Here is a 22,320-nt window from a genome sequence, read left to right as displayed (position 1 = left end):
CGATTCGCCTTGGGCATGATCGAGACCTTAGGTGTTCCTGCATTAATAGCGGCGGCGGATGCAGCGGCCAAAACTGCGGACGTTCAGGTTGCGGCCTATGAGAAGGCGGATGCCGGGATTGTCACGGTATACCTATGGGGGGATGTGGCCTCGGTGAAGGCTGCCGTAGAGGCAGGTGAAGCGGAAGCGAGAAGAGTAGGGCAGCTTCTATCCGCTCATGTCATTCCGAGACCGGATGGATCGGTTTCCCTCATGCTGGAGAAGCTTCTTTCGGACAGGAAGACGGAAGGAAGCGAGAGTGAGCCCTTGTCGCTGAAGGAAAAGGAGTTAAGCAAGCTTTCCGTTCAGGAGCTTCGGGAGTTGGCCCGCCATACACCGGGCTTTCCGCTGGCAGGCAGGGAGATCAGCTCGGCCAATAAAGCCGATTTAATCCGTCTACTCTCAGAGCCTAAAGAATGATGGGAGGAGAACGCGGGATGAAGCTTGACCCAGATTTGCAGTCGATTCAGGAGGTACGGACCTTGCTCCACGAGGCAAAAGCTGCCCAACGGCTGCTCGAGTCCATGTCTCAAACGCAAATTGATGCTATCGTAGCCGCAATGGCTAAGGCAGCCGATCGGGAGGCGGAACGGCTTGGAGCTCTGGCTGTCGAAGAGACGGGCTTCGGCAACCGGGCTGATAAGGCGGCGAAGAACCGGTTTGTAGCAGCCGATGTTTATGGAGCCATCAAGGATATGCGGACGGTTGGGATCATTCGAAAAGACGAGCAACATAGAGTCTGGGAGATTGCCCAGCCGGTCGGTGTAGTAGCTGCGATCATTCCCTCGACTAATCCGACCTCGACCGTGCTTTTCAAATGTATGATTTCCGTCAAATCGCGCAACGCGATTGTCATCAGCCCCCACCCGTCTGCGCTTCGCTGCTCGCTGGAAGCGGCAAAGCTTATGCAGCAGGCCGCTCTGGAAGCAGGCGCTCCGGACGGAATTATACGCTGTCTCACCCAACCGACGCTGGAAGCAAGCACAGAGCTGATGAGGCATAAGCTGACTGATGTCATTCTCGCCACGGGCGGTACGGGCATGGTCAAGGCAGCTTACAGCTCAGGCAAGCCGGCCTACGGAGTCGGTCCGGGCAATGTTCCCGTATACATTCACTCGAGTGCCGATATACCGAAAGCGGTAAGGCAAATCCTGCAGAGCAAAACCTTTGACTACGGCACCATCTGTGCTTCGGAGCAGGCGCTGGTAGTGGATATGGCGGTTAAGCCTTCCTTGATTCAGGAGTTAAAGCGCCAGGGGGCTTATTTTCTGAATGAACAGGAGAAGCAGAACATCGAGTCGGTTCTGATGGTCGGCAAAGGCTTGAATCCGAAAATTGTCGGCAGATCACCGCAGATCATTGCCGGTATGGTGGGAATTTCCGTTCCGTCGGACGCTCGAGTGCTCATCGCTGAGGAAACGGCTGTAGGGCATGAGCATCCTTTTTCGATGGAGAAGCTAAGCCCGCTGCTGGCGCTGTACACAGTGAACGATTGGCGCGAAGGCTGCCGAAGATGTATCGAGCTGCTGGAGCTGGGAGGGCTTGGCCATACGCTCGGCATTCATTGCGAGGAGGAGGCGGTCATTGAGGCTTTCGGGCTTGAAAAGCCGGCGTCCCGCATTGTCGTCAATACCGGAACGACCTTCGGAGGCATCGGGGCTACGACGGGAATTCTGCCATCCTTGACGCTCGGCTGCGGTTCGTTCGGGAATAACATTACTTCGGACAATATCGGTCCGCAGCATTTGCTGAATATCAAGCGGCTCGCATTCGGCCTGCGTGAGATGGAGCCCTCCGTTCCAGCGGAGATAGACGCGCCCGATCCAATAGAGCATGCGGTGGAGGCAGTTCAAGCCCGGGGCAAGCCGGGGATCACGCGCGAGGAGGTCATGCAGCTGGTCAAGAGCGTGCTGGCCGAAATGCAGCTTCATTGAATCAGTATCATTTGCGCGTTCTAACAGTGATTTTGAAACTCTCTTATACAATCATCCCAAAAATTAAAGGAGGACATTCCCAATGGCAGGAGAATTGGCGGCACTCGGAATGGTGGAAACCAAAGGATTGGTAGGCTCGATTGAAGCGGCTGACGCTATGGTGAAGGCAGCGAATGTGAAGCTGATCGGCAAGGTGCATGTCGGCGGGGGACTTGTAACCGTCATGGTACGCGGGGACGTAGGAGCAGTGAAGGCGGCGACGGATGCGGGCGCTGCTGCTGCGGAGAAGGTCGGAGAGCTCGTCTCAGTGCATGTCATCCCGCGCCCGCATTCCGATATTGAATTTATTCTGCCGAAGCTTGAAGGATAAGGCCTATGTCGCTCATAACGGAATCCCGTCTGCGCGCCCTGCTCGCTAAAGGAATCCCGAATCCGTTCCGTGTGAATCCGGAGGATAAGCTGACTCCCGCTGCGGCGGATTTTTTGAAAAGCAGGGGGATCCCGCTGGAAAGGGTCTCATCCGCACAAAGCTTCAGCACGTCTGATGATCTGAAAGCGGACCTCCGTATCCCCGTCGGGGTATCCAATCGTCACGTCCATTTGTCAGAGGAGCATGTCGAGCTGCTATTCGGCAGCGGGTATCGGTTAAACCCTCTAAGAGAGCTGTCTCAGTCAGGCCAATTTGCCGCACGGGAAACCGTAACCCTGGCCGGACCTAAAGGGGTGATTCCGCAGGTTCGCGTACTAGGACCTTCACGCGGTGCATCGCAGGTGGAAATCTCGCGGACCGATGGTTATTTGCTCGGTATTCAACCGCCAGTTCGTCTGTCAGGACACCTGGGGAACACTCCGGGGATCGCTTTGATCGGTCCGAAGCAGATGGTGATGCTGCCGGAAGGATTGATTGTAGCCAAAAACCATGTCCATATGTCGATGGAAGACGCCAACCGGTTTCAGGTGGTGCAGGGAGACCGGCTGATGGTTGCAACGGCAGGGGAACGTCCGCTTCTGTTTACCGATGTGGTCGTTCGAATCCACGAACGGTTCTCGCTGGAGCTGCATCTGGATACGGATGAAGCGAATGCTGCGGAGCTGGAAACCGGGCAGTACGTCAGATACGTAGGCCGCAACGGGGAAATAACGCACGCCATTAGGAGGTGACTAAAATGCGGGCGGAGCTGAAGCAAACGGTCGAGTCGATCATCCGGGACATTTTGCAATCGATGCGGGAGGAGGCCGTTGAGCGGAGAAAGGTGCTGTACGTCTTTTGCGACAGCACGGCGCACGAGGCGTTTACGGATCATTTTATTATGCTGGCCCGGCATGGGATCTGCCATGATATTTTATTTTTGGACGGGGAGACTTCATCCTGGCTTGGCCTGCATAAAATTGAGTGTGGGGGAGCCGGCAAAATTATTGCTGCGGACGAATTCGCTCCCGCCCCCTTGGAGGTACCGCTGGAATATGACGGCATCGTCATCCCGGAAATTGATCTTGATAATGCAGGAAGAGCCGCAGCGGGGCTGAAAGGTACGGTGAAATCCGAGCTGATCTTATCCGCTCTCCTACTGAACAAATTCGTCCTCATCGGGGATGATGCGCCCGGCATTAAGAGGGCGGACCGGCGCACCCTGCAAACCATAACGCTGCCTAAGCCCTATCAGGCATTGTTCGAGAAATATAAGTCCGAGCTCCAGGTGCTGGGGGCGGAGTTTGCCCCGCAAAAGCAGCTTGCCGAGCAGGTCGTAAGCCGATGTACGAAGCTGTCCGGGAACAAGGGCATGGCGGCGTCATCTGCCGATTCGCATCAGACGGCCGTTTCGGCCAAAAAAGTGGACGGTCGAGAGGGGGCCGGCAATGAAGCCGCATCTGACGGTTCCGTCGTTTTTGAAGGGCGGTTGATAACTGCGGATTGGGTTCAGCAGCTTGCTAGGGATGGCTCGGCGTCCCGGATTGTGATCAGCAGGAGAACCCTGATATCCCCGCTGGCGGGTGATGTGCTGAAGGCAGCAGGGGTGTTGCTGCAGTATGCGGATCAAGGATAGGGGGGAGCCGGGTGTTTCTTGGCAGGGTGATCGGCAGCGTATGGGCTACGCAGAAGGAAGAAGGAATGGACAATTTGAAGCTGATGGTCGTTCAGCCGATCGACTTTAAGGAAATGGAGTCCGGACAGACGGTTATTGCCGCTGACCGGATTGGAGCCGGCGTCGGCGAGAAGGTCATTGTGTCTAGAGGCAGTCCTGCCAGAGTGTTGTTCAGCGGCAAAATGGTGCCGATAGACGCCATGATTGTGGGGATTGTGGACAGCTTCGAGGTGACGGAAGACGCCGAGTAAGGAGGACGGACATGGAGCAGCCGAAGCAGCGGGTTATACAGGAATACGTACCGGGCAAGCAGCTTACGTTGGCTCATGTCATTGCCAACCCCGACCCGGTATTATATACGAAGCTTGGGATTGAAAAGGCGAATGCCTTAGGGATATTGACCCTGACACCGACGGAAACGGCCATTATCGCCGCCGATATTGCGACGAAGGCCGCCAATGTGGATATCGGGTATCTGGACCGTTTTACAGGCTCGCTAGTGATTGTCGGGGATGTAGCGGCGGTAGAAATGGCCGTGGTGGCGGTCAACGGCTTTTTGCAGGAAAAGCTGCAATTTTCCATCGCTCCGCTGACGAGGTCGTAAAGCGATGAAAAAAGTGATGATCATCGGTGCTGTCGGAGCCGGAAAATCGACCCTGGTCAAAGCGCTGTTCGGCGAGAGCGGGCCGGCTGTCAAGACGCAAAGCCTGGTTTATCGGGAATGGATCATCGATACGCCCGGAGAATACAGCGAGAACCCGATGTATTACCGATCGTTAATGGCTACCTCCCATCAGGCCGCGGCGATCCTGCTGATTCAGGATGCGACGCGAACGCGCAGCTACTTGCCTCCCGGATTTGCCGGGGGCTTCCCGATACCGGCGCTAGGAGCCGTCACGAAGACGGATCATCCGCAAGCGGATTCGGCTAAGGCGGTAGCCCTCCTTCGGCAATCCTTGCCTGAAGGGGATATTTTCTTGACCTCATCTGCTACCGGCGAGGGAATCGAAGCGTTGAGGAACAGGCTGATGCCGTTCGTGAATCCGTCAGGGGAAATATAGCCGGAAAACGAAGAAGGCTTTTCCAAGGGGATGTCTTCCTAAAATGTTCCATTATGTGACAATGGAGTCATTGGATCACAAATCATGAAAGCGATGTGGGATTCCCGATGATATCAATCACAGCAATGTGTAAGGAGCGCACCTTGTTAAGCCTGGAAGAAACGGCGGTTATCGAGGATATGGCCCGCCACTTGCAGCTCATCGCCGATGTTTCGCAATCCGATGTATTCATCGATTGCCCGCTGCCTGATGCAGGGACGGCGCTCGTTGTCGCGCAGGCGCATCCTGCCACCGCTCCTTCCTTGTACAAGACGTCGGTGATCGGCCAGCTGGCCTATGCGCATAACGAGCCTGCCGTCATGTACTGCCTGCTTTCCGGCCAGCCGGTCATCGGCTCGCGGGGCATCTCGCAGGAGCATATTGCGATGCAGCAGCATGTGGTCCCTATTCGGGCCCAAGCCGAAGGAAGAGTGATAGGTGCCTTGATTATGGAGCAGGACATCTCCGAGAGACTGGAGCAGGAAAAGCACGTGGAGCATCTGATGGAGACGACGGAGCAGCTGAGCGAGACGCTCCTTAAGATGGCCATGTCCGAAGGCAGCATGCCGATGCTGATGCATGAAGGCATCATTTTGTTTGATGAGATGGAGCGGGTTACCTATACGAATCCGAGGGCCGTCCTCATGCTGAGGGAGATCGGTCACGCAGGCTTGCTGCAGGGAAAGACGCTGGCAGAGCTTTTTTACGACCGTTTGGGAAGCCGATCAGTGGTTGGACATAGGGGGATTTTTCATGAAGACATTCAGCTTGGACCGACGGCTTTCGAGCTAAAGGCGGTATCCATCTATAAGGGACAACGAGTGGTCGGAGGTCTGATGCTGATTCGGGACGTCTCGGATTTGAGAGAGAAGGATAAGCAGCTTATGATGAAATCCGCCGTCATTAAGGAAATCCACCATAGGGTGAAGAATAATCTGCAGACGGTCTCGAGCCTTCTCCGCCTGCAAATGCGCAGAACGAAGCTGGACGAAGTGAAGACCGTGTATCGCGACAGCATAAACCGGATCAACAGCATCGCTATTATTCATGAAATGCTTGCCTTTGACGGACTGGATACGATTCGCTTCATCGATGTGGTGGACCGGATCGCCAAAAATATCGTCTCCTCAACGGCGAAGCCGGATCAAAGCATCCGCGTCCACCTATGTGGTGATGAACTGACGCTGCCCTCGGATATGGCGACAACTCTTGCTCTGGTCGTCAATGAGCTCATACAAAACTGCGTGGTGCATGCCTTCGCCGACAGAGAGAGCGGGGAGATCGATATCGCTCTTCGGCGCAGCGGTCAGATTGTGACCGTAAGGGTGGCTGACAACGGAGTCGGCATCCGTTCGGAGAAGCAGACCGACCCGAAGGGACATTTGGGTCTCAAAATAACGGAGACGCTCGTCAACGAAAATCTCGGCGGCATGATGAGCATAACGTCAGACGGGAGCGGTACGGAGGTTCAGCTTACATTTTCGCTTGCGAAAGCATAGTTGGGAGGGCTGCAGCTATGAAGCATACCATTGTCGTTGTTGACGACGATCCGATTATTCGCATGGATATCCGCGAAATGCTCGAGGAGGAAGGCTACGCGGTGGCCGGGGAAGCGAAGAATGGCGAGGAGGCTGTCGCGCTCGTAGCCAGGCTGAAGCCCGATCTTGTCATCATGGATGTCAAGATGCCGGTCATGAACGGGATCAAGGCCTCCCGGATCATCCGCAAAATGCAGGACACCTCCGTGCTGCTGCTGACGGCTTACAGTCAGAGAGAGCTCGTGCAGGACGCCAAAAGCGCGGGAGTGGCCGCATATCTCGTCAAGCCGGTCTCGGAGGAGGATTTGATCCCGGCGGTAGAGATTGCCTTGAGCCAGAAGGAACGCATTGACGGCTTGAAAAAAGATTTGGAGGAGCTTAGGCAATCTCTTGAGGACCGCAAACGTATAGAGAAGGTCAAAGGCATGCTGATGAAAGCTTACGCCCTGGAAGAGGAGGAAGCTTACCGTAGACTGCGCGATGCCAGTATGGCAGCAAGAATTTCCTTGGGCAAGCTCGCTGAGCAGCTGCTTGCGGAAGGCCCGGAGATTGGGTTTCTGACGGCGAGAAACGGGTGAGAGTATGGATAACCGTAGCGGAGAGCACTGGATCACCAGTGTAGGAATCGATATCGGAACAAGCACGACCAAGATGATTATCAGCCGTCTGAGACTGGCCCGAACCTCCGGCGCGTTGAGCCTGCCGAGGTATGATATCGTCGAAAGAGAGCTGCTGTATGCAAGTCCCATCTACGGCACTCCTTTGATAAGCGCCGATGAGATCGATGCGGAACGGATCGGGGAGCTGCTGGCTGAGGACTATGCGCGGGCAGGAGTACGCGCAAGTGAGCTGAAATCGGGAGCGGTCATCATTACTGGAGAGACCGCTACTAAAGCCAATGCAAGACAAATCGTCCATCTGCTCGCGGAGCGTGCAGGCGATTTTGTCGTAGCTGCAGCAGGCCCTGATCTGGAGGGGCTGCTGGCGGGGAAGGGAGCGGGTGCCGAGCAGCGCTCCAGGCATACCCGCGGAGCCGTCGTGAATATCGATATCGGCGGCGGGACGGCTAATGCGGCAATCTTTCAAAGAGGCCGCCTGGCAGGGACGATGACCTTTCACGTCGGGGGCCGTTTAATCGAGCTGGATCGCAGAGGAACCGTTACGGCTGTATCCGGGTCCTTGAAGCCATGGCTGGACGCTAACGGGTTCCAGCTGGAACCCGGTCAAACCGTTAGCTACGGGCTGCTGAAGCAAATATGCACTGGCATGTGCCAGACTCTCCTGGAAGGCTTGCTGTGCCCGATGACGCAAGAGCCGATGAAGGAGGATACGCTCAAGCTGGTACTCGGACGCCCGCTTCCTGTCCTTCCGCCGGTGGAGGAATGGATGATCTCCGGCGGTGTGGGCAGACTTATGGCTCTGCGGAAGCCCCTCACTTTGGAGCAGACTGCGGTTCACGGAGATATAGGCCCGCTGCTGGCTCATGCAATGAAGGAATGCTTGGAAGCCTCCGGGCTTCGGTTGATCCAGGCCGAGGAAACGGTGAGGGCTACCGTGATTGGAGCTGGTATGCAGAGCACGGAGATTAGCGGGGCAACCGTTCATGTGGATGATAAGCTGCTGCCGATACGCAACGTGCCGGTGGTGAAGCTGGAACTTGCGGCTGAAGCTTTGGATCGGCCCGGACTGCTGGAGCAGCCTATCGATCATGCGATGGCTGCCGCTTCAAGCCTGTATGAGCGTAATGACGCCGCATCAGCCTCCATCGCGGTAGCTCTTCCCGCTCAGAAGCACTGGAGCTACGCAGTCCTTCAGCGATTGTCCGCACTTCTTGTGGAGGGCTATAAGCGGTATTTTCCCGAGAGCAAGGTCATGGCGGTTATTTGTGCGAACGATATCGCCAAGGCGCTGGGCCAATCTCTGGCCAGGCATAGCGGCGGAAGGCCCGATATCATCTGCATCGATCAAATAACGGTGGAGCACGGCGATTATATCGATCTGGGAGAGCCGATCGGAGGCATGATGATCCCGGTAGTGGTCAAAACCTTAGCCTTCCACGGCGGGAACAGGAGGTAGACGAGTGAAGCTGAAGGTTGCTTTGCACGGCACAACGTTTCAATTCAAGGACTTGAAGGAAGTGCTGGCCAAGGCCAATGAAGAGAAATCCGGTGATCAATTGGCCGGCATTGCGGCCCGGGACGCGAAGGAGAGAATGGCTGCGAAGCTGGTGCTGGCGGATCTGACGCTGGGAGACATTCGCAATCATCCGCTGCTGCCCCCGGAAACCGATGAGGTCTCCAAAGTGATCGAAGAGGCCGTAAATGAGAAGATCTATGCCGAAATTCGAGGCTGGACCGTAGCCGAGCTGCGGGAATATGTTCTTAGGCAGGAAACGGGCGGCAGCGAGCTTCGCCGAATCAGCAGAGGGCTGACGAGTGAAATGGTGGCAGCCGCAGCCAAGCTGATGAGCAATCTCGATCTGATTCAGGCTGCATCCAAGATGGAAGTGACGAGTCATTGCAACATTACGATAGGGCAAAAGGGCGTCCTGGCGGGCAGGGCGCAGCCGAACCATCCGACAGATAATATCCAGGGAATTAAGGCGTCCTTGTTTGAGGCATTGAGCTATGGAATCGGTGATGCGGTACTGGGCATTAATCCCGTTATCGATACGGCGGAGAGCGTGAAAGAGATCCTGCTCACAACCAAAGAGGTGATGAGCAAGTGGCAGATCCCTACTCAAAACTGCGTATTGGCTCATGTGAAAACGCAGATGAGGGCGATCCGTCAGGGAGCTCCGGCGGATATGATTTTTCAAAGCCTTGCCGGGACCGAGGACGGCAACAAAGCTTTCGGCATTCATGTCGGGCTGCTGGATGAGGCCGATGACCTGATCCGAAAGGAAGGCACGGGAACCGGACCGAACCTGTGGTACTTCGAGACCGGGCAGGGATCCGAATTGTCTGCAGAGGCGCATCACGGGATCGATCAGGTAACGCTGGAATCCCGCTGTTACGGCCTGGCCCGAAAATATAAGCCCTTCATCGTGAATACCGTAGTCGGCTTCATCGGACCTGAATATTTGTACGACGCCAAGCAGGTCATTCGCGCCGGTCTGGAGGATCATTTTATGGGGAAGCTGCAGCAGCTGCCGATGGGCGTTGACGTATGCTATACCAATCATATGAAAGCAGATCAGAATGATATGGATAATTTGGCCGTACTGCTGGCGGCCGCGGGTGTCAATTACTTAATCGGCGTGCCGATGGCGGACGACTGCATGCTGAATTACCAATCGACGAGCTATCACGATATAGCGACACTGCGTGAAATGATGGGTCTCCGTCCTGCTCCTGAATTTGAGCAATGGCTGGTACGAATGGGCATTATGGAGAATGGCAGATTGACCCCGAGTGCCGGCGACCCCACGATCTTCATGTAGTGAATAAACCAAATCCGAGAGGAAAGGAGCAGGAGGATGAATCGAACGATTCCGTTGGAGCTATTGGTCGATCAGGTCATGGCACAGCTGGAGAAGAGGCAGCTGTTGGAGGATAAGCCGATTGTCAGCGATGCTGCTGCTCCATCATCGGCGGCAGGCTTCTATAATAACCTCGGTATCAGCGATGCTGCGGATCGGGAGTCCGGCTTTGCCTCAGGTGAAGGGGAGAAAGCGATGGAGGCGGCCTCCCACGTACCTCATCCGAAATGGAAAGAAGGGATGACCGAGCTGTTATCCAGCACTCCAGCCAGAATCGGTGTATGGCGCACAGGGACACGGGCCTTGACCAAAGAAATGCTGAAGTTCCGCTGCGACCATGCTGCGGCCGTCGATTCGATCTATGGGGAAGTCAGCTCGTCGCTGCTGGATGCTTTCGGCTTGTTTCAGGTCGAAACGTATTATGAGAATACGGATAATTACTTGAAACGGCCGGATCGGGGACGGATGATTACTCCGCAAGGCGTCGAGCTGATTCGGAGCCGGTGCGTCATGAAGCCGCAGGTTCAAATTGTGGTTTCGGATGGCCTAAGCGCTAACGCTATCGACGCCAACCTGCCGGATGTTTACCCCTCCCTGCTCGATTCTCTTGCTTCTTACGGCTTGAAGGCGGGGACTCCCTTCTTCGTTCGCGGCGGACGGGTTGCGGTGATGGATCATATTGGAGAGCTCCTGCAGCCGGAAGTGCTTGTACTGTTGATCGGGGAAAGACCGGGGCTTGTTTCGTCCCAGTCGATGAGCGCCTATATGTGCTTTCGTCCGCGCAAAGGGACCGTGGAAAGCGAGCGCACCGTTATCTCTAACATTCATCGTGGAGGGACTCCTCCGGTCGAGGCGGGGGCACATATCGGAACGTTGCTTAAAACGATGATTGAGCAGCAGGCCAGCGGCGTGAACATGGAGCTGTAAGCGGTCAGACTGGTCCAGCTGATTAGTTACCCATCTTCCAGTAAGGAGGTGACCTTCCATGTCCACAGTCATTGGAGTCATTATTATTCTCATTGCCTGCCTGTTTGCTCTAGGTATTGTCCGAATAGCCAACAACAATATCCGTAATTACAAAGAAAGCGAGCACGAAAGCTTCTTGGGCAAGTAAAATCTCACGTCAACCGGCAACGACAATCAGACGTTATCCTTAGGAGGAGGTTGAATCCATGAGTGTACAATCTCATCACCACGATAAGGACAAACAAGATTTAAACAAGTTCGGTTACGCACAGGAGCTTCTTCGCAGCATGGGCGGCTTTTCCAACTTCGCCATTTCCTTCTCGATCATTTCCATTCTTACCGGTGCCGTTTCCCTATACGGGCATGGGCTGACTTACGGCGGTCCGGGAATGATGGGCTTCGGCTGGCCGATCGTCGCACTGTTCGTCATGTTCGTGGGGGCTGCGATGGCAGAGCTGGCGTCCGCTATTCCTACGGCAGGCGCGCTGTACCATTGGGCGGCGATTCTGAAAAACAAGCGGTGGGGCTGGTACACAGCCTGGATCAATCTGATCGGACAAATCGGCATTGTCGCAGGGATCGATTATTCGGTGGCGCTGTTTGCCGACCCGCTTCTCGGCAGTGTGTTCGGCTATACCTCGGACAATACAACCGTATTGATTGCATTTACGGTCATCCTGCTGACCCACGGCATTCTAAACCATATCGGGATACGTATCGTAGCGAAGCTGAATGATTTTTCGGCTTGGTACCATATTATCATCGTGGCGGTGCTGGTCGTTTCACTAGCCTTTTTCACCAAGGGAGGCTTGAACAGCTTCGACTATTTGTTCAAGGTTGGCGAGACGTTCTCCGACAAGCCGTATATGTTCGCCTTCCTGATCGGGCTTTTGCAGGCGCAGTGGACGTTTACCGGATATGACGCCTCGGCGCATACCATTGAAGAGACGATTAATCCTCGCGTACGCGCCCCTTGGGGGATTTTTACCTCCGTCGCTTATTCGTTCGTCATCGGGTTCCTCATGCTGGCCTTCGTTACCTTGTCGATCAAGGATGCAGGGGCGGCCGCAGGGTCCGATAATGCGTTCATCTATGTCATCAGTCAGGCGCTTGGCGGTACGTTCGGTTCCATTGTGTTATGGCTCGTTACAGCGGCCATGTGGTTCTGCGGGCTGTCCTCCATCACTTCGTTCTCACGGATGATGTACGCATTTTCCCGGGACAAAGGGATGCCATTCAGCCGTCAATGGGCGCAAATCTCCAAGAAATTCCGCACTCCGGCCAAAGCCATCTGGCTGGCTATTGTACTCTCGTTCCTGCTCGCCTTTGTCGATTACCTCATTAAGCTTGCTAACCCAGACGCAAAGTATACAACGATCGCTTTCTTGACCGCAGTGAGCGTCGTCGGCTTATATGTAGCCTATGGTATTCCTATTTGGCTGAAGCTTAGAGCGAAGGCTAGCGGAAGATTCCAGGAAAAGCATCTGGGTCCGTGGAATCTGGGCAAGTACAGCGATGCCATATCGATCGTTTCTCTCATCTGGATCGTATTTATTTGCATTATGATGGTCATTCCGCCGAACGAGACGGCTGGCTATGCGTTGGCGGCTATGCTGATCGTTCTGGTCATTATGGATCTGGCATATTATAAGAACCATTTCCCGGGTCCCCAGGCGGCTTTGAACACATCCATGGAGGAAATTCTTCGGCGTGAAAGAGAGCTTGACAGCGGCTCTTCCTCAGGTCCGGGTATGAGCCATAAGGCTTGAACCTTTTTGTCTCTATTAAACAGCCCGGATGGCTGTCGGGTTGTTGAAAAACCCTGTTTTGCGAGAACTATGCTACATATGGAAGTGGAGTATGCCTTGGAGGAGTTTACGTCCACCTTTGAAACCCGTGAAAATACCGCAAAATCTAATCCTATTTCACGGGTTTCAACAGTGGCTGAAGGGGCATACCCCACCGGTGTATTACTGTTAATGTTCAAGCTTTATAAGTTTTTCAACAGACCCAACAGCCTGAACGGCTGTTTTTTCTTTTCCCAACGCCAAGCTTGGCGTCTTCTTTAACCGGAATCGATCCGGTGGTACAATGGTAGCGGCATATCTTCATCAGCAGTTTGCACAACGAGCATTAGAATGACTTGGAGGTTATTATGACGAAGCTATTAGTCGTAGGAAGCGTAAATATGGATATTGTGACCCATGTCACGAAGCTGCCTGTCCCGGGGGAGACGGTCAAAGGGTTAAGCACGGATTATTTTCCCGGAGGCAAGGGAGCGAATCAGGCGGTAGCGGCGTCAATGGCCGGTGCAGAAGTGACGTTCGCCGGAGCGGTCGGAGAGGATGCTTACGGTCCCCGGCTTATCGAATCGCTGCAGAGCAAGGGGGTTCGTACGGAGAATATACTAAGGAAGCCTACGGGCTCCGGTATTGCTTATATTAACGTCGACAATAGCGGCGAGAATCATATCATTTTGTCCGAAGGAGCAAACGGCCAGTTCTCCGCGGACGACCTGCTTCGTGGTTCTCGTTGCTTTGAGGGCGTGCAGGGACTCCTGTTGCAAAATGAAATTCCATGGGAAACAACCGTTCAAGCCTTGAAGCTGGCCCGCAGCCATGGTGTGTTCACCTGCTACAATCCGGCTCCGGTAGCGCCTGTTCCTTCAGAAGTATGGCCGCTGATTGATCTTGTCGTCGTGAATGAAAGCGAAGCGGAGCAGCTGACGGGTATCCATGTGGAGCAGCCGGATTCTTATAAGCAAGCTGTGGAAGCGCTGCTCGCACAAGGCGCTCAATCGGTGCTGTTGACATTGGGGGAGAAGGGCTGTATCTTTGCAGACCGGCAGGGGAAGGAGGTCAAGCAATCGGCATTCCGGGTAAAGGCTGTCGATACAACAGCAGCCGGAGATACCTTCATTGGAAGCTTCATGGCTGCCTATTTGTCCGGTCAAGCCTTGGAGGACAGCCTTCAATTCGCTTCAGCCGCCTCTGCCATTGCTGTGTCCAGAGCAGGGGCTCAAGCATCAATCCCTTCACGCGAGGAGATCGAAGCCTTTTTACAGGCTCAGCATCTGTAAGCCTATACGGACGGAGCTGCTTCGGCAGCTCTTTTTTTGTTTTGACAAAATTTATTAATTTTGAGGTAAACAAGGCAACAAGGAGTAAAGATTCGCATGGATGCTTGTGCTATTATGTAAACGCTATCATAAACCGTTGTACAAGACACATGGTTTACCGATACAGAAGCGAAGGAGGAAAGAGACCGCTTTCTTAGAAACCGGGTAGACAAGCCGATAATTGATCAACACAACGAAAGTAGCTTGTACAAAATCTTGAGGAGGAGATCCATTGTACGCAATCAAAAAAAGCTTGTCCGTTTTCATGGCTGTTACGCTGGCCGTATCCCTGTTTGCAGGAATCGGCAATTTCGGGATAGGACTTGCAAGTGCCGCTTCCCAAACAGGAGCCTCGGGCTCCAAATTTGACTTCGGATCCGATACTAGCCCGGTAACCCCGGGGTATACGCAGGTTTCCAATACGATGATTTATAGTGCAGCAAGAGGGTACGGCTTGGATAAGACGGTAAATAACCGGGACCGGGGGACGTCCGACCCTTTGCTTCGTGATTTTATTCTTGCCTCGGACTTCACCTTCAAGGTGGATTTGCCCAACGGGGATTACTCCGTACGAATCATTGCGGGGGATGCAATTGCATCGAACAAAACCGACGTCAAAATTGAAGGCGTTTCCATGGGCACGCTCTCTTCAGGTACAGGGAGCTATGCGGAAATGACCAAGAACGTGCAGCTTACCGACGGTCAAATGACCTTTCAATTCAGCAAGGACGGACGCGTGAACGCCATTGAAATTACTCCAAAGCAAGCGCCGGCGGGGCTGACCGTTTCCTCGGTAACGTATGACCTGCATCCGACGGTCAGTCTGGTATGGGAGGCGGTCTATGGAGCGACAGGATATAATCTGTACCGCTCATCGGACGGAGGCGGCGAATTTGCCCAAATAGCGGGTACTACAAGCCCCTCCTATACGGACAGCACCGTACAGCTTGGCGGCACCTATCAATATCAGGTGACCCAGCTGCTGCCGAAAAACATCGAGTCGGCACCGAGCCAACCGATAACAGTCGCCGTACTGGACAGGTCGGTTCCCGCTCCATCTGCGCCTACGGGCTTAGCGGTAGCATCGGCCGGTAAGGAACAGCTTGCTATCCGATGGAACGCGGTCGATCGGGCGCTGCAGTATCAAGTATACCGCTCCAAGACGGAAAAGGGGCCTTTCCAGCTGGTAGGAACCACAGCGGATACAACCTATGTGGATAACGGCGTCTTCACAACGATGCCATATTACTATCAAGTGGCGGCGGTCAACTCCGGCGGCTTGTCGAACCGTTCCGAGATTCTAGCTGTGCCGGTGATGACCATTTTGAAGCGGCAGATGGAGAGCCTGGACCGTGCTCCGGTCGCGGTGAAAGTAGAGGGCGGGGTCTATACCGGCTGGCGTCTGTTCGGGACGGATGATCCTTCGACGACCTTTAATTTGTACCGGGACGGGCAGAGGGTGAACGACACACCTATTGCAGACAGCACCAACTATCTGGATCCGGCAGGGACGCTCCAATCCGAATATGAAATCCGGGCTGTCGTCCGCGGGAATGAAGAATCGCAGGGTGAAACCTTCCGCGTATGGAACCAAAACTACCTCGATGTTCCTTTGAAAAAGCCTGCCGACGGCGTGACGCCTGCCGGAGAAGCTTATTCATACAGTGCCAATGATGCGAGTATCGGGGATTTGGATGGGGATGGAAAATATGAACTTATCGTCAAATGGGATCCGTCCAACTCTAAAGACAACTCTCAATCCGGTTATACGGGAAATGTGTATGTAGATGCGTATAAGCTCGATGGTACGATGCTGTGGCGCATCGATTTGGGACGAAACATCCGTGCCGGCGCACATTATACCCAGTTTATGGTATATGATCTTGACGGTGACGGCAAAGCGGAGGTTGCATTCAAGACAGCCGACGGAACCATAGACGGAACCGGTCAGGTTATCGGGAATGCCAAAGCGGACTACCGCAATTCCAGCGGATATATTTTAAGCGGGCCTGAATTCCTGACTATTTTTGATGGTCTGACCGGGAAAGCATTGGTGACGACCGACTATGATCCTTCTCGCGGCAATGTATCCAGCTGGGGAGACAGCTACGGCAACAGGGTAGACCGCTTTTTGGCAGCGATCGCTTATTTGGACGGAGAGCGGCCAAGCCTGATCATGGCGCGCGGATACTACACCCGAACCGTGCTGGTGGCCTATAATTGGCGGGATGGCAAGCTGACCAAGCTGTGGAAATTCGATACGAATGATGCCGAGAACGCCAGTTATACGGGTCAAGGCAACCATAATCTTTCTATCGCCGACGTCGATCATGATGGAAAAGATGAAATTACGTATGGAGCAATGGCCATAGACGATAATGGGAAACTATTGTATTCCACCGGTCTTGGGCACGGGGATGCGATGCATCTGGGTGACCTGGATCCGAACCGTCCGGGGATGGAATATTTCGGAGTACACGAGGAATACCCGAATCCTGCCGGTCTGGAATTCCGCGATGCGGAGACAGGTGAGCTCATCTGGGGCATTCCGACAAATTACGATGTAGGGAGAGGGATGTCGGCCGACATCGATCCGCGTTATCCCGGAGAGGAAATGTGGGCCACGGGGGATGCAGGAGGCGTCTACAACACCAAGGGAGAGAAGATCAGCTCCTCCCGGCCATCGGTGAACTTCGGCATCTGGTGGGATGGAGACTTGCTTCGCGAGCTGCTTGACCACAAGTATACCGATCCGGTGGGAGTAGGTAAAATTGACAAATGGGATTATATGAACAGCAAGTCAGTTAACCTGTTGACGGCTGCGGGTACCTATTCCAACAATACGACCAAGGGTACTCCTTCGTTACAAACCGATTTATTCGGCGATTGGCGTGAAGAAGCCATTTGGCGTACGGAGGACAGCAGCGCGCTTCGCATTTATACGACGACGGATCTGACTTCTCATCGCCTGTACACACTGCTTGACGATCCGGAATACCGGCTGTCCATAGCATGGCAAAACGTCGGTTACAATCAACCGCCGCATCCGAGCTTTTACCTGGGAGACGGGATGGCAGCTCCGCCTGTACCTCATTTGAACCGCATCCCGATGAAAGCAGCCGGTATTTCGATCACTTCCTCCGCTGCACAGGTAGACGCAGGACAAAGCCTGAAGCTAAGCGCGCGCGTACAGCCGGATGCGGCAACGGACAAATCTATCGTATGGAGCGTTCAATCGCCTGAAGGCACCGCCACCTCGCTAGCTTCCATTGATGCCAATGGCGTTCTTACAGCCCTGGCACCGGGAGAGGTTGTCGTGAAGGCTCAAGCCGCGGACGGCTCGGGAGTCACCGCACGATATGCGGTGAACATAACGATTCCCGACGGACCGGCAGCCAGCGCACCCGGCAAAGGAGTGTTATCCAGCGATAACGGCCATGATACCGGCCTTCAGGACGGCGATTACAGGATCACGATGAACCTATGGTGGGGAAGCAACGGAACCGTCTACAAGCTGTATGAAAACGGTCAGCTGATAGATGTGAAGACGCTCACCGACCAAACGCCGAACGCCCAGACAGTGTCGACGGTGATAAGCGGAAAGCCTAACGGCACTTATCAATACACTTGCGAGTTGATTAACCGCCATGGAACAACGGCTTGTGAACCGGTGAAGGTGCAGGTCAACCAGGCAGTGCCGTCTAAGCCGGCATTGTCCCATAATAACTGGGATGGTGACGGGGATTATGAGGTACAAATGAATCTGTGGTGGGGAACCAACGGCAAAACCTATAAGCTGTACGAGAACGGAGTCCTGATAGATACCCAGAATCTTGTGCAGGCAACTCCTAAAGCCCAATCGGCAATTACGGCGATAAAAGGAAGGAAGCCGGGCAAATATCAGTATGTTGGGGAGCTGATTAACGACGCGGGAACAGTAACAAGCGATAAGATCACGGTTGAAGTAAAGAAATCATAGTACGGAGCAGAAGCTTAGTACGGCAGTCGTTGACTGCCTGCTAAGCTTTTTGCTTTTTTATGGTCGAAGAAAACCGTGCGAATGAAACTCCATTCTTTTTCCGACGTATTGTTGCATACAAGGGCGCTTAAGTGTAACCTTAATGCATCTTAGCTATAATAGATGTGACGATGGTACTTGGCGCAGAAGGGGATGGCATGATGTTTAGCAGAACAGAGAGCTTAAAGCAATACATTCGGCTGTATCCGGTGAATACGGCCATTTTGGTCATCCAGCTGCTGGTTATGGCTGGAATGACGATATACGGATCATCGAAGGATAATTCGACCCTGATCCGGTTTGGAGCGATGTTCGATCTTCCGCGAATGGAGCCGGAGCTGTGGAGATATGTAACGTCCATCTTCGTTCATATCGGCTTCGAGCATTTGCTGTTCAACAGCTTTGCTATTTATGTATTTGCAGCACCGCTGGAGCGAATGCTGGGTTCTTTTCGCTATGCGGTGTTTTATCTTTTGTGCGGCATTGCCGGGAATATAGCCAGCGCTTGGCTGCACAAGGACTATTATATTGGTGCGGGGGCGTCGGGAGCCATCTACGGTGTATACGCCGCCTACTTGTATTTATCCGTGTTCCGCAAGGATTTGATTGATTACCAGACCAAACAGACGATACGCATCATTGTCGTCATCGGATTTATTTACTCTATCGTGGTGCCGAATGTTGACTTGTACGCACACTTAGGAGGATTCGTAGGCGGCCTGCTGGTTACTGCACTGCTGACCTTATTTATTAAGCGCAGAACTAGCATGCAGGAGCAAGTTCTTCATCAAGATGAGCACTATCAATAACAGAAGAGGGCGTATTAATGACATAGCGGCAGCCGGGACAGGATTATCTACAGCGTCCCGGCTGCTGCTATTTTTTATCTGGAAAAAAGGACATTGCATGACCGGGAAGAATTACTACTAAATTGGAAAGCGCAATCAGAAAAGGAGGCACACAAATGGCTTGGCTTCATATGCATTATCATTCCGAAACGCTCCGCATGCCGGTACCCATGGAGGTTCTTCTTCCCCAGCATGTATCCGGAGGATCACGCAGGACAAAGGATCCGGGGCCTTACCAAACCTTGTATTTACTGCATGGAATGAGCGACGATCATACCGCCTGGATGAGAAGAACCAGTATAGAGCGGTACGTAGAGCGGCTGCCGCTCGCCGTTGTCATGCCTGCCGGGCATTTAGGCTGGTATACGGATATGGTGAACGGCCGTGACTATTTTCAGTTTATCACAGAGGAGCTTCCTGCTATTTGCGAAAGGCAGTTCCGCCTGTCCAGCTTGAAGGAGGACAGGTTCATCGCAGGGTTGTCTATGGGCGGTTATGGGGCCATGAAAGCAGGGCTTCTTGCCGCTGACAAGTACCGCGCTGCAGCTTCCTTCTCAGGAGCCGTGGATGTTTGTGATATGTACGACCGTCTCTCGCCGAATCTTGCAGAGGATCTATTCGGAAGCAAGGAATCGGTCCGCGGAAGCGTGAACGATCTGTTCACTGCAGCCCGCAGCCTCTCCCAATCAGGGAAGGCTAGTCCGGATTTATATATGTGGTGCGGTACGGAAGATTTTCTGTATGACGGCAATGTAAGGTTTAGAGATCACGTCAAAGCCTTGGGACTGCCTCTTACTTACGAGGAGGGTCCGGGGGGCCATGAATGGAAATGTTGGGATACATGCATAGAACGGGTGCTGCAGTGGCTGCCGCTGCGCAAATCTAGCGAAGGTTGATGGAGGAGGGACAACGATGGCTTTAATCGAAACGCATTTTTTCTCTGAGGTTCTGGGGATGGAAATGACGGTGAATGTGGTGCTGCCTCAAGAGAAATCACCCTATTCCGGTGACGGCAAGCTGAAGGTGCTGTGGCTTTTGCACGGGGGCTCCGGTGATGAATCGGCTTGGCTGCGCATGGGCAACGCGGAACGGTATGCCATGGAATACGGCTTGGCGCTTATTGTACCGGGAGGGCTGAATTCTTGTTTTACGGATATGGCTCACGGGGGGCGCTTTTTAACTTACTTGACTGTTGAATTGCCGCGCATTCTGCGCCATATGTTTCCGCGGCTATCGGAAGCCCGTGAGGATAATCTGATCTCCGGCTTCTCTAACGGTGGCTACGGATGCCTGAAGGCAGGGCTTGCGCGGCCGGATGTTTTCGGGGCGATAGGAGCGTTCTCGGCCGGCGACAAGACGGACGTCGCTTTTATTAACGATGGCTCGCGCAAGGCTAAGGATCGGATTCATCTGTTCGGCGACGGCAATATGAGGGGGACGGAGAACGATCTGCAGTATTTGGGCAGGGAAGCGCTCAAGAAGGATATCCCATTGCCGAAGGTGTATCACGCCTGCGGCAGTCTCGACCCTTGGCTGGATTTGAATGAGATCGTAAGAGACTTCTTCCAGGGACTTGAGGGCAATCCCTATCAATATGAGTACCATCAAGCGGAAGGCTACGGCCATACTTGGGAATTCTGGGAGATGGAGCTGGGCCGGTTCCTCGGCTGGCTGGGTCTGGAGAAGAGCGGTTCGCGGTACATAGGGATTTAGCGGATGAGTACCCACATTAGAGCCTTTCAGGAACAGGATCTGGACGCTATACATCGAATCTGGAATCAAGTCATTCAGGAAGGAGAGAGCTTCCATTGGACGGAACCGTTCTCCAGACAGCGGATCGATGAGATTATTAAGCGGCAGCTTGCGGTATATTGCGCTGTTCATGATACTGGAGTAGTGGCGGGTTTCTATATTCTTCATGATAATGCCTCAGGCAGAGGCAGCCATGTGGCTAACGCCTTGTACGCTGTTCACAGGGATTACAGACGGCAGGGCATCGGGAGAATGCTAGCCAAGCATTCTATCGAAAGCTCCAAGCAGCATGGCTATCGGGCGATGCAGTTCAACTCGGTTGTATCTACTAATATTGGATCGGTGCAGCTATGGGAAAGCCTGGGCTTTCAACGCGCTGGAACCCTGGAGGGTGCATTCAGGAATCCTAGGGACGAGTTCGTGGATGTGTATGTCTACATGTTGAAGCTATAACGAGGCGGAGGGATATCCCTGTGATAAGAAAAGCGACCCTAGAAGATATTCCGGTACTGGTAAGACTGAAGTACCAAATGTACAAGGAATCCGGCATGGCTTTGAGACTTCATCCCGATTTTGACCGATTGGTGGAAGCGGATTATAAGGAGCTGTACCGGGCCGGAACTGCTCAGCATTTCGTGATCGAGCAGGATGGAGCGATGGCTGGATGCGCAGGAGGCTTTATCCGCAACGATGCGCCGTACCGCTATCTCAAGCTGCAGCAATATGGCTTTATAGCTGATGTCTACGTGGAGCCTGCGTATCGAAGGAAAGGGTATGCCCGTGCTCTGACGATGGAGGTTCTTGCGTGGTTCGCAGAACAAAACATCCGTCTCTACAGGCTTGGGGCTACGGATGCGGCAAGGCCTCTATATGAATCTTTGGGTTTCACGGCAACCAATGAGATGGGAATGTATCGTTAGGCCGCTTGAGCAGCATATAGCAAAACCTGGTCGATCATGGTATAGTGAAGCGTACTGATTGGAGAAAAGGGGACTTCATAATGATCGATCACATTGTATTGGTGAAATTCGGCGAGAGCACGACACAGGAACAGCTTCAAGAGGTTGTGGACCGGTTTAAAGCGCTCAGAAGCGAGCTTACCGGCATCGTCGACCTGCAGGCAGGCATTAATTTTTCCGAGAAAAATCAAGGGTATCAGGTGGTGCTTTCCGTTCGCTTCGAGAACAGGGCAGCGCTTGAAGCCTACGGGCCGCATCCGAAGCATCAGGCTGTCGCTGCTTTTATACGAGAAGTGGGCCGGGTAGACAGCATCGTCTCTGACATCGAGATTTAGTGCTGCCTCCTTCCTGCACAACGCATGGATCTTTGGCTTAGTTTGGGAGCTCCCGCTCCGGCTAGGCCTTTTTTTGATCCTATAGCATTATTAATTTGGTGCACCCCCGTAAGTGCCCGAATCAGCTTCGAAGGCGAGGCCACTGCTT

24 protein-coding genes are annotated in these 22,320 nt (G+C 53.7%); all 24 read left to right on the top strand.

Annotated features, from left to right (window positions below):
• Positions 1–15: 15 nt before the first annotated feature.
• The 24 genes from B1728_RS37215 (at position 16) to B1728_RS14300 (ending at position 22,172) form a co-directional block, all read left to right on the top strand.
• Positions 16–459, top strand: a complete 444-nt coding sequence (locus tag B1728_RS37215; protein ID WP_079911061.1) for a BMC domain-containing protein — start codon at positions 16–18, stop codon at positions 457–459.
• 17 nt (positions 460–476) lie between these two features.
• Positions 477–1,973 carry an acetaldehyde dehydrogenase (acetylating) gene (locus B1728_RS14400; RefSeq protein ID WP_079910916.1) on the top strand — a complete coding sequence of 499 codons (1,497 nt, stop codon included), beginning with the start codon at positions 477–479 and terminating at the stop codon, positions 1,971–1,973.
• Positions 1,974–2,055: 82 nt separating this feature from the next.
• Positions 2,056–2,343 (top strand): ethanolamine utilization microcompartment protein EutM, encoded by a 288-nt coding sequence (gene eutM / locus B1728_RS14395; RefSeq protein WP_079910915.1) that lies wholly within the window; start codon positions 2,056–2,058, stop codon positions 2,341–2,343.
• A gap of 5 nt (positions 2,344–2,348) precedes the next feature.
• Positions 2,349–3,134 carry a phosphate propanoyltransferase gene (locus B1728_RS14390; RefSeq protein ID WP_079910914.1) on the top strand — a complete coding sequence of 262 codons (786 nt, stop codon included), beginning with the start codon at positions 2,349–2,351 and terminating at the stop codon, positions 3,132–3,134.
• Positions 3,135–3,139: 5 nt separating this feature from the next.
• Entirely contained in the window at positions 3,140–4,018 is an 879-nt protein-coding gene (locus B1728_RS14385) for a hypothetical protein (RefSeq protein WP_079910913.1), read from the top strand.
• Between the two features lie 11 nt (positions 4,019–4,029).
• On the top strand, positions 4,030–4,308 hold the full coding sequence (locus B1728_RS14380; protein WP_079910912.1) for a EutN/CcmL family microcompartment protein: 279 nt from the start codon (positions 4,030–4,032) through the stop codon (positions 4,306–4,308).
• An 11-nt stretch (positions 4,309–4,319) separates the two neighbouring features.
• A complete protein-coding gene (locus B1728_RS14375; RefSeq protein WP_079910911.1) occupies positions 4,320–4,661 on the top strand; it encodes a BMC domain-containing protein in 342 nt (113 codons plus the stop codon).
• A 4-nt stretch (positions 4,662–4,665) separates the two neighbouring features.
• Positions 4,666–5,118 (top strand): EutP/PduV family microcompartment system protein, encoded by a 453-nt coding sequence (locus B1728_RS14370; RefSeq protein ID WP_079910910.1) that lies wholly within the window; start codon positions 4,666–4,668, stop codon positions 5,116–5,118.
• Between the two features lie 107 nt (positions 5,119–5,225).
• Positions 5,226–6,656 carry a sensor histidine kinase gene (locus tag B1728_RS14365; RefSeq protein WP_079910909.1) on the top strand — a complete coding sequence of 477 codons (1,431 nt, stop codon included), beginning with the start codon at positions 5,226–5,228 and terminating at the stop codon, positions 6,654–6,656.
• Between the two features lie 17 nt (positions 6,657–6,673).
• Positions 6,674–7,273, top strand: coding sequence for an ANTAR domain-containing response regulator (locus B1728_RS14360; RefSeq protein ID WP_079910908.1), 600 nt, complete (start codon positions 6,674–6,676; stop codon positions 7,271–7,273).
• A 4-nt stretch (positions 7,274–7,277) separates the two neighbouring features.
• Positions 7,278–8,771, top strand: coding sequence for an ethanolamine ammonia-lyase reactivating factor EutA (locus B1728_RS14355; RefSeq protein WP_079910907.1), 1,494 nt, complete (start codon positions 7,278–7,280; stop codon positions 8,769–8,771).
• Between the two features lie 4 nt (positions 8,772–8,775).
• Entirely contained in the window at positions 8,776–10,137 is a 1,362-nt protein-coding gene (locus B1728_RS14350; protein ID WP_079910906.1) for an ethanolamine ammonia-lyase subunit EutB, read from the top strand.
• 36 nt (positions 10,138–10,173) lie between these two features.
• On the top strand, positions 10,174–11,103 hold the full coding sequence (gene eutC / locus B1728_RS14345) for an ethanolamine ammonia-lyase subunit EutC (protein ID WP_079910905.1): 930 nt from the start codon (positions 10,174–10,176) through the stop codon (positions 11,101–11,103).
• 58 nt (positions 11,104–11,161) lie between these two features.
• A complete protein-coding gene (locus tag B1728_RS36770; RefSeq protein WP_256865350.1) occupies positions 11,162–11,290 on the top strand; it encodes a hypothetical protein in 129 nt (42 codons plus the stop codon).
• 58 nt (positions 11,291–11,348) lie between these two features.
• The gene (locus B1728_RS14340) at positions 11,349–12,911 is read left to right on the top strand and encodes an amino acid permease (protein WP_079910904.1); all 1,563 of its coding nucleotides are present in this window, start codon (positions 11,349–11,351) and stop codon (positions 12,909–12,911) included.
• Positions 12,912–12,989: 78 nt separating this feature from the next.
• Positions 12,990–13,211 carry a hypothetical protein gene (locus B1728_RS35780; protein ID WP_144027866.1) on the top strand — a complete coding sequence of 74 codons (222 nt, stop codon included), beginning with the start codon at positions 12,990–12,992 and terminating at the stop codon, positions 13,209–13,211.
• An 86-nt stretch (positions 13,212–13,297) separates the two neighbouring features.
• Positions 13,298–14,221 (top strand): ribokinase, encoded by a 924-nt coding sequence (rbsK, locus tag B1728_RS14335; RefSeq protein ID WP_079910903.1) that lies wholly within the window; start codon positions 13,298–13,300, stop codon positions 14,219–14,221.
• A gap of 304 nt (positions 14,222–14,525) precedes the next feature.
• Entirely contained in the window at positions 14,526–18,239 is a 3,714-nt protein-coding gene (locus B1728_RS37210; RefSeq protein ID WP_079911060.1) for a rhamnogalacturonan lyase family protein, read from the top strand.
• A gap of 197 nt (positions 18,240–18,436) precedes the next feature.
• Positions 18,437–19,087 (top strand): rhomboid family intramembrane serine protease, encoded by a 651-nt coding sequence (locus B1728_RS14325; RefSeq protein ID WP_225948447.1) that lies wholly within the window; start codon positions 18,437–18,439, stop codon positions 19,085–19,087.
• Between the two features lie 155 nt (positions 19,088–19,242).
• The gene (locus tag B1728_RS14320; RefSeq protein ID WP_079910901.1) at positions 19,243–20,022 is read left to right on the top strand and encodes an alpha/beta hydrolase; all 780 of its coding nucleotides are present in this window, start codon (positions 19,243–19,245) and stop codon (positions 20,020–20,022) included.
• A 16-nt stretch (positions 20,023–20,038) separates the two neighbouring features.
• Positions 20,039–20,839, top strand: coding sequence for an alpha/beta hydrolase (locus tag B1728_RS14315; RefSeq protein ID WP_079910900.1), 801 nt, complete (start codon positions 20,039–20,041; stop codon positions 20,837–20,839).
• A gap of 3 nt (positions 20,840–20,842) precedes the next feature.
• Complete coding sequence (locus B1728_RS14310) at positions 20,843–21,331, top strand: GNAT family N-acetyltransferase (RefSeq protein WP_079910899.1); 489 nt, start codon at positions 20,843–20,845, stop codon at positions 21,329–21,331.
• Between the two features lie 20 nt (positions 21,332–21,351).
• On the top strand, positions 21,352–21,798 hold the full coding sequence (locus B1728_RS14305; RefSeq protein ID WP_179136013.1) for a GNAT family N-acetyltransferase: 447 nt from the start codon (positions 21,352–21,354) through the stop codon (positions 21,796–21,798).
• 80 nt (positions 21,799–21,878) lie between these two features.
• Positions 21,879–22,172 carry a Dabb family protein gene (locus B1728_RS14300; RefSeq protein ID WP_079910897.1) on the top strand — a complete coding sequence of 98 codons (294 nt, stop codon included), beginning with the start codon at positions 21,879–21,881 and terminating at the stop codon, positions 22,170–22,172.
• The last annotated feature ends 148 nt before the right edge of the window (positions 22,173–22,320 follow it).

Source organism: Paenibacillus sp. 32352, assembly GCF_002042965.1.
Taxonomy (GTDB): domain Bacteria; phylum Bacillota; class Bacilli; order Paenibacillales; family NBRC-103111; genus Paenibacillus_S; species Paenibacillus_S vulneris.
Note: the sequence above shows the minus strand (reverse complement) of the source record. Positions and strands in the feature narration are given on the sequence as shown.

Bases quoted from the DNA above. Each gene is read 5' to 3' on its own strand.
- eutC (WP_079910905.1), top strand. From the start codon at position 10,174: ATGAATCGAACGATTCCGTTGGAGCTATTGGTCGATCAGGTCATGGCA.
- B1728_RS14340 (WP_079910904.1), top strand. From the start codon at position 11,349: ATGAGTGTACAATCTCATCACCACGATAAGGACAAACAAGATTTAAAC.
- B1728_RS14385 (WP_079910913.1), top strand. From the start codon at position 3,140: ATGCGGGCGGAGCTGAAGCAAACGGTCGAGTCGATCATCCGGGACATT.
- eutM (WP_079910915.1), top strand. From the start codon at position 2,056: ATGGCAGGAGAATTGGCGGCACTCGGAATGGTGGAAACCAAAGGATTG.
- B1728_RS14315 (WP_079910900.1), top strand. From the start codon at position 20,039: ATGGCTTTAATCGAAACGCATTTTTTCTCTGAGGTTCTGGGGATGGAA.
- rbsK (WP_079910903.1), top strand. From the start codon at position 13,298: ATGACGAAGCTATTAGTCGTAGGAAGCGTAAATATGGATATTGTGACC.
- B1728_RS14325 (WP_225948447.1), top strand. From the start codon at position 18,437: ATGATGTTTAGCAGAACAGAGAGCTTAAAGCAATACATTCGGCTGTAT.
- B1728_RS14300 (WP_079910897.1), top strand. From the start codon at position 21,879: ATGATCGATCACATTGTATTGGTGAAATTCGGCGAGAGCACGACACAG.
- B1728_RS37210 (WP_079911060.1), top strand. From the start codon at position 14,526: ATGGCTGTTACGCTGGCCGTATCCCTGTTTGCAGGAATCGGCAATTTC.
- B1728_RS14355 (WP_079910907.1), top strand. From the start codon at position 7,278: ATGGATAACCGTAGCGGAGAGCACTGGATCACCAGTGTAGGAATCGAT.
- B1728_RS14390 (WP_079910914.1), top strand. From the start codon at position 2,349: ATGTCGCTCATAACGGAATCCCGTCTGCGCGCCCTGCTCGCTAAAGGA.
- B1728_RS37215 (WP_079911061.1), top strand. From the start codon at position 16: ATGATCGAGACCTTAGGTGTTCCTGCATTAATAGCGGCGGCGGATGCA.
- B1728_RS14365 (WP_079910909.1), top strand. From the start codon at position 5,226: ATGATATCAATCACAGCAATGTGTAAGGAGCGCACCTTGTTAAGCCTG.
- B1728_RS14310 (WP_079910899.1), top strand. From the start codon at position 20,843: ATGAGTACCCACATTAGAGCCTTTCAGGAACAGGATCTGGACGCTATA.
- B1728_RS14360 (WP_079910908.1), top strand. From the start codon at position 6,674: ATGAAGCATACCATTGTCGTTGTTGACGACGATCCGATTATTCGCATG.
- B1728_RS14375 (WP_079910911.1), top strand. From the start codon at position 4,320: ATGGAGCAGCCGAAGCAGCGGGTTATACAGGAATACGTACCGGGCAAG.
- B1728_RS36770 (WP_256865350.1), top strand. From the start codon at position 11,162: ATGTCCACAGTCATTGGAGTCATTATTATTCTCATTGCCTGCCTGTTT.
- B1728_RS14320 (WP_079910901.1), top strand. From the start codon at position 19,243: ATGGCTTGGCTTCATATGCATTATCATTCCGAAACGCTCCGCATGCCG.
- B1728_RS14370 (WP_079910910.1), top strand. From the start codon at position 4,666: ATGAAAAAAGTGATGATCATCGGTGCTGTCGGAGCCGGAAAATCGACC.
- B1728_RS35780 (WP_144027866.1), top strand. From the start codon at position 12,990: ATGGAAGTGGAGTATGCCTTGGAGGAGTTTACGTCCACCTTTGAAACC.
- B1728_RS14400 (WP_079910916.1), top strand. From the start codon at position 477: ATGAAGCTTGACCCAGATTTGCAGTCGATTCAGGAGGTACGGACCTTG.